We start from the raw sequence: 13,193 nt of genomic DNA, 5'->3' as shown, positions 1-13,193 counted from the left end.
AAAGGATGCTTTGAACATGAACGTGATTAATTTAGAAGCTGCTAGAAGACGTAAGCAGCATAAAAAACAAATGATAACTATACCGATTATTAAACGTATTTACGAAGAGGACGGAGAAATTAAATTTGAAGTATTAGGTGAAAAAGATGTTCCTCTTGAAATGTTAGAAAAGTAAATGATATGATTCAAAAATTAAAGACGCATTTCTGTAGAAATGCGTCTTTTTCATTCTATGCATTCTGATTTATATGCATAAGTTTTTCTGGATTCATCATCATATAAATAGATGATATTTTCTCTTCTTGAAACTCAAACGAAAGCACATACATAATGCGATTATTTATATTCACAATAATCCCTGGTGTACCGTTTACAATTCTAAATATAATGGCATGTTCTTCTGGCAATTTTTTGATAACCCCTAAGAATAAACGTATAATCCTTTCAGATGTGTAAATTGGTTTAAGCGCTGTTGCAACCTTCCCACCACCATCAGATTTGAAAATTGCATTTGTTTTTAAGATTCCTAACATTCCCTGTACATCTCCACGCTGCAAAGATGTAACAAACTGTTCCACATATGCAGCCATTTTCTTTGTGCTTAATTTCGAGGCTTTCGGTTTATCTATTATACTTTTTCTAGCCCGATGAAAGATTTGTCGACAGTTCACACTGCTCTTTCCAACAATTGATGCTATTTCATCATAATCGTAATCAAAAACTTCTCGTAATATAAACACCGCCCGTTCAACTTCAGATAACTGTTGTAAAAGTAAAAGATACGCTGTAGAAATAGATTCTTTCATTATATATGTCATTGAGGGATCATCATTTTCTTCAACAAGTGGTTCAGGTAACCAAACACCAACATAAACATTACGTTTATGAGCTGCTGAACGTAATTTATCGATTGCGCGATTTGTAACCATTTTACATAAATATGCTTTTATATTATCAACTGAATCTAGACTTTCTATTTGACTTAAGGAAAGAAATGTATCATGAACAATATCTTCAGCATCCATAACACTCCCCAGCATACGATAAGCTATAGAAAACAATAAAGGTTTATATGCTTGATACAGTTGTTCTGTTTCCACACTCACATGACCCTCTTTCAATTTATGACTTTACTTCGCTCTAAAATATGCAATGCTGCTCGTTTACCGCTAGAAACTGCGGCGTCAGCTAATAATTCATCATGGCTAGCCCAATCTCCTGCAACATAAACCCCTGGCATTTCAGGAACAGTAGGCCCTGGATTTTCAATACGAGCAATATGAGGAAAATCATATACAACTGTTATTTTAGGTAAATATTGCTTTTCAACTAACTCCTGTTTCCACTTTGGATGTAATAAATCCATTGTATGTTCTAACAAAACTTTATCGTCATGAGAATTACTAACTTGTGATGCAGGATTATGATATTTAATCAATCCGACTACTACCGTTCCATCGTCACTTAACTTAGCGGCTCTCGATTGATTCGTAAAAAATACCGGCTGATCTAATCCTAAAGCAAATTGATGTGATGGATTAGGTAATTTTCTTAAACCAAGATCTAAGGAAGCTGCTGTAACTGGCATAGACTGTTCTTTCCATATTTGTAGCGCAGTATCTTTTGCTCCCTTTATAATTTTACAAGCTTCTTTTGGTGGTATAGTAACAACAACCGTAGAAGCTTCAAAGAGTTCGTCACCAGAACAACGGATTCTTTGAATATGACCACAGTGCTCAATTTCAACTACATTTTTACTCGCTATAAAATGGACTCCAGCATTTGTAGCTTTGTCTCTTAGTTTTGTAATGATCGTCTCCCATCCACCATCTACATAAAAAACCCCTTCTTTCATTGAGCGTTGTATTTGTTTTAGTACAGAAGATGCTAACTGTATTGTGGGAGCATATGTGTAGGTCGCTGTTCGACATGATGCATAAAACATATTTCTTACCATAGGATCTTTAATTTCTTTTTCTGCCCATACACTCAAGCTCATTTTAGGAATTGTCTTCAAATCTAATTTCCCTATTTTTAACATCAGATGTGAAAACTGTATTTTAGCAGACAATGAAAGTAATCGCGTAGATAAGATCGATTGAAAATCTGTCGGCACTACATACACCTCATTTTTCCATATGCCATGCGCGCTCGTAGAAGGTATGCCTCCTGGAATATTGATTCCAAGTTCCTCAAAAGTAGATAGTGCTTCTCCTCCGCGATATAAAGCGTGTGCTCCAAGATTCATAAGGACGCCATTTTTATTCGTTGTCATTGCTCTTCCACCAAAATGATTTGATTTTTCTAATACAACAACTTTTTTACCTTCCTTAGCTAAATAAATCGAGGCAGTTAATCCGGCAAGTCCCCCGCCTATAATTGCCACATTAAAGTTCTCCATATAAATTCCCTCCTTATTTTTCTACACACAGGACGAATGAAGAAAGAAGAATGTGACATTTTTTAAAATGTATTTTTCCTTCAGAAACAAAAAGAACCTTTAATATATGATAAAGGTTCTTTTTGTTTACATAATATAATTACCACCAACTTATATGAGAGGTCGTCTTCAGCGGGACTGGATTCCAACTTTGTTGTATTGTTTGCCATGATTTTACCGTTCCGTCTTTACTTTTAATGAATGCTTTAAACTCTATGTTTCGATCAGCTGGCAACATAACATTGCCTTGCCAATCCTTACTATGAGAGTCATAATACAATTGAATTGGATACTGTTTCGTGTCCCAACTTCCTAACTCGGCACGATTTCCAGTAATATAAACCGTATCTCCTATTGCTGTAGGAGCATTTTTTACTATAATCGTTTGCATAACAGGGGTCACACCTAATAAATCCTTAAATTTCCCCATTAAAGAATTGTTATAAATCACGTCTTGATAGCGAAGCAAAGTAAAGCCCGAGAAATTATAATTAAAAGCCATTTCTGCAACTCGTTTATACTCCTCTTCATTTCCGATACTTAAAGCATTTTCACCATTTAATACAATTCCTTTTTGATTAGCTAATGTTGCAATTTCTTGTACTAATGTTCTAGGCATTGAATATTCTGGATAATTACCTTTGTCTGTCATTTCCAGACAAGTAAATGTTACATCTAACTTTGCGCTTTTGAAAGCATCAAGTAAATGACTATAATTATTATACCCTGCTGGCTTTTCTGCCCCATGAGGTATAGCCGGATTATTATATTGCCAATGTACTCCTGCGATTTTTGCGCCGATTGGTACTTGAAAACTTGGATCAAAAGCATTGTGTGCCAATTCACCAATTAATTTTGTATGACCTTCTAGAACACCTTGATACCATTCTAAATAATCTTTCCCGTATGAAGAATTATATCCACTCTTTAAAAATAGTTCGCCATCACTTGGTGGTAAAATTTCTGAAATAGAAGTAAGTTTTGTACTCCATACTTTGTTCACTTCATTTAAGGAATCATATTTATTTAATACCCAGGATCGAAATTTTGACTTTGCAAACTCCGTATATGCTTGAAACTTCCCACGTGATGGATAACCGCTTCCATCAGCAGATGTATAGGAAGGATATCTTAGCTCCCCAGCTGGCCCTCCCGATAAATATATCTTTGCAATGACATCTTTATATGGTTTCATAGCTGCTGCAAATGCTGTATATAGTTCGCCATACTCCTTTTGAATTACATCTGAAGCAAGCGGATTCAATGTTTCTTTATTAACATTTCCTGTTTCAGATTTAAAGTAAAGACTGTCATCATTTTTTTGATTCCAAACCCATGAAGGTATTGGAGTATTACAATCATCCCCAACATTCCCACCACACTGATGCGTAGAAATAATAGGTATCATTTTCATACCTGCATTTCTTACCGATTGGGCAAAACGTTGTGCGTATGAAAAATCAAATTGTTGATCCCCGTTCTTTTCCATATCTCCCCACCAAAAGTCAACAGTAATAGCATAAAAACCATTTTGTTTTGCCCACCTTAAATCATTTTCAAACACCTCCCAATTTGTTACTTCCGGAATCTTTTTTAATGGTGCCATTAAGTAAGCTTTGTAGTCCGAATTCATTCCTTTTCCATTTACAGCTGCAAAACTTGTTTGTGGACTTAATAGGGACACAAATAATATCAAGACAGATAAAATAGAAACACTATAATATTGAAACCGCTTTTTCATCTTTTCTCTCCATTTCTTTTTTTATTTTAATCATGACTTCAATTTATCGCGCATTAACGAGCGGTAAGACCCTCATCTCAAAATTCAGCGAAAGTAAAGAAGTTAAGTGAGAGGAACGCCCCCCCACTGATTAAAGTTTCACTTTATACAGTTTCATTATAAAACGAAAAGAGAAAGCGTTTGCATGAAATAATGCATATTTAACAAAAAAACAAAAGTAAGAAAAACTGACCTGTGTTTTTTACTCTATCTATATAGAAATAGGACATCAATCATACTTTATATTTTTCTACACATAAATTATATCTTCTTCTCGATTACTATTGTGATCGTTTAGCAACTAGCAATGCTAGTGGATTCAAGAATGGCTTAAATTGCTGTTTTAATTGTTCATTTCATTCTTTTAAAACAGAGTTAATCATTTCCTTCTCCCTTTACATAAAATGTACAATCATTCTAATTTTCTACTAACTAACAGTAATCACACTTCTTACTACTATAATGGAATACCACAAATACAAAATAAAAAGCACTACCAATTACATTTATTGTATACGAATAGGTACAATAAATACTGCACACTAAAATAACTAGACTCATACCCTAATTCGTATACGTAATTTTATTTCCTTACACTCTATGCTAACTTTCATACTCTCGTAACAATTACTAGAGTTTCCACATATACTATGTATATATCAAACTGGAGGAGATGATATCATGAATAACGATTACAATTCTAATAAGAAATCTTCTACTAATAAAGGTAGCAACCCTTCATCTTCAAAATCTTCTAATCATCAATCAGCACACCATTTATCGCAACAAGGATATGTAAAGAAAAAAGGCTGTAATTGCGGTAAAAACAAATAGTTTTTTCAAGTATACCTTCCACATTCATTTAGGAAGGTATACTTTTTTAAATCGTTTCTTACGTAAATTCCAAAACTGCTGTTAACATACTAACCAATGTTATTACTTATAAAAAAACAGAACTCTCTTCTCATATAGATCGTTCACCTATTTTTTTCACTACATAACGCTTTTCTTCATGTACGAAGAGCGGATTTTATCGTTTTGTACAAGCACTTCTTCCTTTTTTTTATAAAATATATAGAAATTTAATCAAAAGAAAGCGAGTGAAACACGTATGGCTAATTCTTATAAAGATCAATCGTATTCGTCTTATTCAAAAAACAACTGTTTTATTAAAACCTATACGATTTTTGGATCTGGAAATACTCCTGTAAACCTAGAGATTATACGCGCCACTTCTCAAACTATATTTGAAAATTTTACCGACAATCATAATAAAACATTAATCAAATTAAGTTATGTCAATACATCCTTTGCACCAATTGAATTAATCATCCAAACAAGACAATCTCGTACCCCACTTACTATTATTTTAACTCCAGGAAATATAAAAACATTTCTAGTAGAGGATGTCGAAAAAATTACTTTCACAAACTCTGATGAAGTTGATGCTACAATCAGTTTACTCATCCAACAAACAAATTGTATTTGCTGTAATGATAAAAAAAAGAAATGCGATTCTTGAGACGAATGTTATCATGAATATTAGATTAAATCATTAAAAAGAATCCTTGATTTAGAAGAGGCCATTGGAAAAGTTCACCTAATAAAAAAGGAGTTCACCACCTACTATATACAGGTGATGAACTCTATTTTTCTTTCACTTCATTTTCATCAATCATCAAAAAACTGTTTGGATAACAAATGTTTGCAACCACAAAAATACGGTTTCTCAAATAAAGGAAACCGTATCCTATTAATCTATTAAATCTTAAACTGGCTTGTATACAATCCATAGTAGAACCCTTGATTTTCAATTAAAGATTCATGATTCCCTCTCTCAATAACTTCTCCATCTTGAATAACAATAATTTGATCTGCTTTTTCAATCGTTTTTAATCGATGAGCAATGACAAAGCTCGTGCGTCCCTTCATCAAATTATTTAATCCAGATTGAATTTGTAATTCCGTTCTTGTATCAATATTAGAGGTAGCTTCATCAAGAATCAAAATATCTGCATCTGCTAAAATCGCCCTTGCAATCGCTAGTAACTGATTTTGCCCTTGACTTACATTTGATCCTTCTGAAGCAATTTCCGTTTCATATTGTTTGGGCAAATGTTTGATAAATGAATGTGCAGAAGCTGCTTTTGCCGCCGCAATAACTTCTTCATCACTGGCATCTAGTCTTCCATAACGTATATTATCCATAATCGTACCAGCAAAGAGATATGTATCTTGCAAGACGACTCCTATTTTGCTTCGTAAGGAACTAATATCGTAATCTTTTATATCTTTTTCATCAATCTTAATTTGCCCTTTATGAATATCATAAAAACGTGTCAATAAATTAATGACTGTTGTTTTTCCTGAGCCAGTCGGTCCAACAAGAGCAATTGTTTCTCCTGGATGTGCATGTAAGTTTACATTTTTTAAAATTTCTTTTTCTTTTGTATATCCGAATGATACATGTTCGAAAGTAACATTCCCTTTTAAATTCTTAACAACAATTGCATCTTTTTTATTTTGAATTTCTGGCACTTCATCCATAATTTCAAAAACTCGCTCTCCCCCAGCAACTGCAGCTTGAATTGTATTCATAAGCGTTGCAAACTGGCTGAGCGGCCTTGAAAATTGACGAGAGTAGTTAATAAATGCAGCGATAACACCGACTGTCGTCATATTATTTAAAACCATAACCGCGCCTGCTAGAATAACAAGCCCCATACCTAAATTATTAATAAAGTTCATGCTTGGGAAAATAAACGCTGAAAATGTATCAGCTTTTGTAGCAGAAATTCTAAGTTGTTCATTGATAGCAGCAAATTTATTTACTGTTTCTTTTTCCTTTCCATACAATGTAATAACATCTGCACCTGTAATGGCTTCTTCAATAAAACCATTCAATTCCCCTAAATCTTTTTGTCGCTTCGCAAAGTTTTCCCCACTATACGCAACCAGCTTTTTTGTTACAAAAAACATAATTGGTACTGTAATCAGTGTCACAATCGCTAAAATCCAATTTAGTGAAAACATTGCGATCGTCACGCCAATAAATGTTAAAGCAGACGAAATGATCTGAACAACACTTTGTGTTAATGCTTGGTTTAAACTATCAATATCATTTGTGACACGACTCATTAAATCCCCTTGTGAACGAACATCAAAGAAACGAAGAGAAAGCGTTTGGATTTTCTCAAAAATATCTTGTCGTATTTTTTGGATTGTTTTTAATGCAACACGAACCATTAAGAATGTTTGCAGCCACGTTAACAATACCGTAACGCCATAAATCCCAATGAGTAGCATACACATTCTTGCTGTTCCAGTTAAATCTCTTGGCACGATATATTCATCGATAATAACTCCCATATAATATGGACCTAGTAAACCGAGTAATGTTGTGGCAAATACAAGAACAATAACGAATATAAGAGCTGCTTTTTGATACCCCATGTAGTTCCAAATCCTCATTACAGTTCCTTTTGTATTTTGTGGCTTTCCTGATTTCAAATTGCTACGTCCGCCTTTACTTCCAAACTGTCCTTGAAAATTACGCATGTTCTTTCCCTCCTTCTTGATGCAAACTACCACCTTGGGAAAGATATATATCTTGATACACTTCGCATGTTTCTAATAAATATTCATGTGTTCCACTACCAACTAGCTCACCATGATCTAAAACGAGAATTTGATCCGCATCCATAACAGATGATATTTTCGAAGCGATTAAAAATGTTGTCATTTCTTTGTGCCCTTCTTTTAACGCTTCCTGTATCACTCTTTCTGATTTTGCATCAACAGCTGATGTAGAATCATCTAGTACAAGGATAGCTGGCTTTCGGACAAGTGCTCTTGCGATAGAAAGACGCTGTTTTTGACCACCAGAAAGATTCGTTGCGCCTTGTGTTAAGTGATATTGATATGCATTTTCGAGTTTATTAATAAACTCGGTCGCACACGCTGCTTCTGACGCAGATTCTATCTCCCCTTGCGTAGCTTCTTCTTTACCATAACGCATATTTTCTTCAATACTTCCTGAAAACAGCAATGCTTTTTGCGAAACAAATCCGATTGAAGAACGAAGCGCCTGTAAATCGTACTCTTTGACATTGACACCATCAACAAAAATTGCACCTTTATCAACATCATATAGACGTGGAAGTAATTTAACTAGCGTAGATTTCCCGCTTCCTGTAGGACCAATAATTCCTATTTTTTCACCTTTCCTTACGGTAAATGAAATATCTCTTAGAACATGTTCATTATTTTTACTATAGCTGTAACTTACATGCTTAAATTCAACATTTCCCTTTACCTCCTCTGGTTGATACGTGATTTTTTCGTTTTCAATATCAACTTTCGTTTCTAGTACTTGTTGTACCCGAGCAGCAGATGGGAAAGCACGGGCAATTTGAATAAATACCATACTGATTGACATAAGTGACATTAATATAATGTTTAAGTAATTAATAAATGCTAAAATCGCTCCAACTTGTAGTGTGCCGTTAAAAACTTTTATACCACCTATCCATAAGGTTGCTACAATACCGCCATTTACAACGAGCATAATGATCGGCATCATTAATGAAATGATTTGTACCGCACGCATATTAATACTTGTTAAGTTTTTATTTACTTTTTCAAACCGAGAAATTTCATGATTTTGTCTTACATAAGCTTTTACAACGCGAACCCCTGATAGATTTTCTTGTAGCTTTGTATTCACTTTATCTAACGCTTCTTGTACCCTTCTAAAGGAGCCACTTGCATTCCCAGCAATGAGAATAATCGCAACTAAAAGAATGGGTACAACAATAAGTAAAATAGAAAATAAATCTTTTGCTGTTACAAAAACAATAATAATACTACCTATAAACAATAACGGACCGCGAACGAGAACACGCAATGTCATCGTCATGGCAGCTTGAATAGATGTAATATCATTCGTAACAATGGTTAATAATTTCCCAGTCCCAAATGAGTCTCGATTTTCACTGGAAAACGCCTCGATTTTTGTAAAGACGTCTTTTCTTATATCTGTTGCGAAATTAACAGCTGCTTTCGTGGAATACATCATACATCCAAGCCCACCAATTAACCCAAGTGCTGCGGCTCCTATCATCAAAATTCCCATTTTCACGACATAATGAAAATCTTGATTAGCGATGCCAACATCAATAATATGCTGCATAATCGTTGGTTGAATTAAGTCCATCGCAACTTCAAGTACCATAAACAGTGGTCCAATAATAGCGAAGAACATGTATGGTTTTAAATACTGTAACAATTTGCGAAATGATTTCATACATAGTCTCCTTTTCTTATGAAATTGTCATTCTATAATTCAAATATCCCCTCCATTTTATTCATCTGGACATCTCCATCACTACTACAATTATATTCTGTAGATTAATATTTAACATTATTAAATGATAAATATTAATAATACATTCGTCAATCAAAGTGCCTTCATTTGATTGAAAAGAAGACTTTCATCACAAAACTTTATAGACGCCTATTTCAAGACAACAACCAAAAGCCACATTCCTTTATAATAGAATGCGGCCAATTTCAATTATGTATGTTCAATTGAAAAATCAAATACTATATGTTGCTAGTTACTTCTAAGTTAGGAGTCTATTTAAAATTCAGTTAAAACTGGAAACTTATACCCTTTCCAATCAAACTTTTCACCGCCGCGAATCATTAAATACGTTTCAGACTGAAGCTCTTTACACGCTACCTCTTCGATCCCTAATTCATCAGGATAAAAATAAAATTCAATCTCTGTAAATGGCTCACATATTTCAGCACATATATCATCTAAAATCGGAAGGACTTGTGCGAAAACTCCAAATAACTTCAGCACTTGATTTTTCACTTCAAATACAATAAGTGTATCCAGCTTCTCTGAATAATATAGTTTTTCATTCCAATTCGCACCGTACATATTAAAATAAAAAGAAGACTGGTAATTTAAAGTTGAAAATTCCCTTGAAAGCAGTTGAGCATTTCCCATTATTTCTTTTATAAGCTGTATATCCTTTTCATTATAAAAATCTAATTTCCGAAGTGAAGATGAGTCAGATGAATTATTATCATATGACAATGTCATTAAATATTCTTGTATAACTCGAAAACCAAACATCTCATATAATTCTGGCTTCTCTGTAAATAATATCGCACATTCATATTCTGTATCTATTTCGTGCAATACTTTAGAAAATATCTGTTTCATCAAACCTTGTCTCCGATATTCTGGATGTGTCATGACTGATTGAATGCCAGCTGCATGAACCTGCTCTCCATTTATAAACATTGGTAGCGAAAACATAGATACATTCGCTATTACTTGACCTTTATGTAAATATGAAAAAGGTTTGTATGTCGTATCCCAAAATCCATTAGACTCAAAATTTTGTAACGTTTGAACAGGAACATGAAACACTTCCTCAAACAATGGAAATAACTGTTCCTTTTTCGGTTCTTCCACAAAAAAATTCTCGGAAAGAATAAAATTTCCCATATTGTCCTCCATAAATTCATTCTGATTAATGTAACCGTATTCTATTATGTTTATATCAAATAAGTCTTCCTATAAATCCACACCTCCACAAAATATACCAAAAGAAGTTAAGGATTTCAAGATAACTTCAACTACTAATTCTTCTTTTTTATTTCATATATGAATTATTGATATATGAAAAAATGCAACAGATTGTTACACTTTTTCTTATATATCACAATTAAACTAAATGACGCTTCCACTTCAATAATAACTCTTGTAGCTGATGTTCTTCTTCAATAGTAAAACAACTACAATTTTCTTGTAAAAATCCGGCATACTTCACATCGACTTTCTTTCTAGTCGCTTCTCCCTTATCTGTTAAAAAGACAAGTGTTTCACGCTGATCATTTGGATTTTTTTCCGTTGCAACATATCCATCTCTCTTCATTCGTTGAATCATGGTGGTCATATTACTTGGAACACATCCCATGTTTTCAATTAGCTTAGACATGGATACCTTGCCAGACTTTGCAAGTACTTGTATCACACCAAATTGGACATAACTTATATTATCCTCTTCTATTGTATTATCCAAATTTCTCTGCAATTGATGATAAACATCACGAATATTTCCGTATAATTCTCTTTTTTTCATATCCATCCAAAAAAGCCCTTCTTTTTTATTTCATATATGAATCTTATTTTCGTTTAGTTCATATGTCAAATAAAATAGCCTTGTCTCTATGAATTTTCCCCACTAAGACAAGACCTTTATCAAAATCATTACCGTATATTCATTCAATAAAAAACAACGGGTATATCAGTACGATAGATGCACTCGTTGTTTTTATACATTATACAAACTTTTAAACTATCCAATATCATGTTGTTTTGATTTTCTTCCCCACAATTGTCTCCATAATATAATGGAGGCAACCGCAAGCAGAATGGTTGTAAGTACACTTCCTTCAATTCCAAATGCTCCTCCGTGTAACAATTCCGATCCACTCGTTGAAGGTTTAAATAAAGGCGTCGAATATATTGTCATTCCACTTACCGCAAAACCATACACATTATACTGAGCCCAGTTCCATATAGAGTGCCAAGCACATATCCCCCAAAGGCTATTCTCTTTTAATACATAAAATGCCGCAAATACACCAACTAATATAATATTTGTTATAGAAAGAATTGTAATACCTGGGTTAAGGAGATGGAGAAAGCCGAATAACAATGAGGTAACAACAACTCCAACCCATATCCGACTTCTAACTGAAATAACTGGAAATAACCAACCACGTACAACAATTTCTTCTGTAGCACCTTGTACTAAAAATGCAACTAAAGAACCTAGAATACCTAATATAACTGTACTTGTGATATGTTGTATTTGTAACTGTACCATTCCTGTTATAATAAGTAATAATACCGGTATTGATATGAATATAAATCCTATCAACGCTCCCTTTATATACTTTTTCAAAAATTTCTCTTTCCAAAAACCAATTGATGAAAATGGACGTTTCTCTACAAAACGAACCCATAAAAATACAAATAAAATTGCTCCTCCAAATGTTAATACCATATTTAAGTTGTTATAATATGCCTTCATAAATGTCGTTTCTGCTTTTGGCAAAAATAACATAAACACCGTAAACAATTCTCCAAGGCTTATAAATACAACCGATAATATGACTGCTAAAATTGGGTGTACTTTTTTTCGCCCTTCCTTTGCCGCTTCGATTGTTTTACATCCACTATTATTCAAATTCATTCCTCCTTTTCCATTTCTAAACATTACTATTTTACACTAATTTTACTCCTCCCTCATACTTTTACATTCCATTTCCAATAAAAAAGAATAAAACAAGAAATACCATCGGAAATCTTGTCGGGATTTTCACCTACTTTGAACTAAGGATAATACATACACATAAAAAGACAGTTTTACCTTTTAAAACAATAATGACCAAAAAATCCCCATTCATTTCCAACACTTGCTATTTCCCACCATTTGTTGTAAGATAGGTCTTAAGGTCAAATTCATGAAAATTTCATTTTACATATTATCAAGCATCTATTTAGGCTAATAAGTATCCCTCATGGATTTTTGATAATATGTGAATTTTTATTTTCGTTGAAATAAGACCGATCATATTGTAATTTATTTTTTTTACTTTTAGGAGGCACTTACCATGACATTAACAGGTAAAGTAAAATGGTTTAACAGCGAAAAAGGTTTCGGTTTCATCGAAGTTGAAGACGGTAACGATGTATTCGTTCACTTCTCTGCTATCACTGGCGACGGCTTCAAATCTCTTGACGAAGGTCAAGAAGTTAGCTTCGAAGTTGAAGACGGTAACCGCGGACCTCAAGCTAAAAACGTTGTAAAGCTATAATTTAAACAATAAAAAGGTTGTTACCATCGCACGGTTAACAACCTTTTTAATATATTATTCAAACAC

Annotated in this window: 12 protein-coding genes; 4 read left to right on the top strand and 8 right to left on the bottom strand. The window is 33.5% G+C overall.

Annotation, left to right across the window (positions count from 1 at the left end; translation table 11 throughout):
* The first annotated feature begins 16 nt into the window (after positions 1–16).
* Positions 17–175, top strand: a complete 159-nt coding sequence (locus ACX5JI_RS22250) for a hypothetical protein (protein ID WP_459503194.1) — start codon at positions 17–19, stop codon at positions 173–175.
* Between the two features lie 55 nt (positions 176–230).
* On the opposite strand, the gene ACX5JI_RS22245 is transcribed toward ACX5JI_RS22250, so the two are convergent.
* The 3 genes from ACX5JI_RS22245 to ACX5JI_RS22235 form a co-directional block, all read right to left on the bottom strand.
* Positions 231–1,100 (bottom strand): RNA polymerase sigma-70 factor, encoded by an 870-nt coding sequence (locus ACX5JI_RS22245; protein ID WP_459503219.1) that lies wholly within the window; start codon positions 1,098–1,100, stop codon positions 231–233.
* Between the two features lie 17 nt (positions 1,101–1,117).
* Positions 1,118–2,401, bottom strand: a complete 1,284-nt coding sequence (locus tag ACX5JI_RS22240; RefSeq protein ID WP_459503193.1) for a protoporphyrinogen/coproporphyrinogen oxidase — start codon at positions 2,399–2,401, stop codon at positions 1,118–1,120.
* Between the two features lie 139 nt (positions 2,402–2,540).
* Positions 2,541–4,181 carry a family 14 glycosylhydrolase gene (locus tag ACX5JI_RS22235; protein WP_459503192.1) on the bottom strand — a complete coding sequence of 547 codons (1,641 nt, stop codon included), beginning with the start codon at positions 4,179–4,181 and terminating at the stop codon, positions 2,541–2,543.
* 720 nt (positions 4,182–4,901) lie between these two features.
* Here ACX5JI_RS22235 and ACX5JI_RS22230 point away from each other — a divergent pair.
* Together ACX5JI_RS22230 and ACX5JI_RS22225 are read left to right on the top strand one after the other, a co-directional pair.
* Positions 4,902–5,054: a hypothetical protein gene (locus ACX5JI_RS22230; protein ID WP_459503191.1), complete on the top strand. Its 153-nt coding sequence runs from the start codon at positions 4,902–4,904 to the stop codon at positions 5,052–5,054.
* Between the two features lie 277 nt (positions 5,055–5,331).
* The gene (locus ACX5JI_RS22225; protein WP_459503190.1) at positions 5,332–5,742 is read left to right on the top strand and encodes a hypothetical protein; all 411 of its coding nucleotides are present in this window, start codon (positions 5,332–5,334) and stop codon (positions 5,740–5,742) included.
* Positions 5,743–5,981: 239 nt separating this feature from the next.
* Here the strand turns inward: ACX5JI_RS22225 and ACX5JI_RS22220 are convergent, their stop codons facing one another.
* From ACX5JI_RS22220 to ACX5JI_RS22200, 5 genes are all read right to left on the bottom strand, one after another.
* On the bottom strand, positions 5,982–7,778 hold the full coding sequence (locus ACX5JI_RS22220; protein WP_459503189.1) for an ABC transporter ATP-binding protein: 1,797 nt from the start codon (positions 7,776–7,778) through the stop codon (positions 5,982–5,984).
* On the bottom strand, positions 7,771–9,525 hold the full coding sequence (locus ACX5JI_RS22215; protein WP_459503188.1) for an ABC transporter ATP-binding protein: 1,755 nt from the start codon (positions 9,523–9,525) through the stop codon (positions 7,771–7,773). The genes ACX5JI_RS22220 and ACX5JI_RS22215 overlap by 8 nt, the downstream gene beginning before the upstream one ends.
* 336 nt (positions 9,526–9,861) lie before the next feature.
* A complete protein-coding gene (locus ACX5JI_RS22210; protein WP_459503187.1) occupies positions 9,862–10,746 on the bottom strand; it encodes a GNAT family N-acetyltransferase in 885 nt (294 codons plus the stop codon).
* 220 nt (positions 10,747–10,966) lie between these two features.
* On the bottom strand, positions 10,967–11,389 hold the full coding sequence (locus tag ACX5JI_RS22205; protein WP_459503186.1) for a MarR family winged helix-turn-helix transcriptional regulator: 423 nt from the start codon (positions 11,387–11,389) through the stop codon (positions 10,967–10,969).
* A gap of 210 nt (positions 11,390–11,599) precedes the next feature.
* Positions 11,600–12,502: a CPBP family intramembrane glutamic endopeptidase gene (locus tag ACX5JI_RS22200; protein ID WP_459503185.1), complete on the bottom strand. Its 903-nt coding sequence runs from the start codon at positions 12,500–12,502 to the stop codon at positions 11,600–11,602.
* 421 nt (positions 12,503–12,923) lie between these two features.
* Here ACX5JI_RS22200 and cspD point away from each other — a divergent pair, with 421 nt between their 5' ends.
* Entirely contained in the window at positions 12,924–13,127 is a 204-nt protein-coding gene (cspD, locus tag ACX5JI_RS22195; protein ID WP_000176367.1) for a cold-shock protein CspD, read from the top strand.
* Positions 13,128–13,193: the final 66 nt, after the last annotated feature.

The sequence above is a fragment of the Bacillus sp. C1 genome (genome assembly GCF_054570475.1).
Note: the sequence above shows the minus strand (reverse complement) of the source record. Positions and strands in the feature narration are given on the sequence as shown.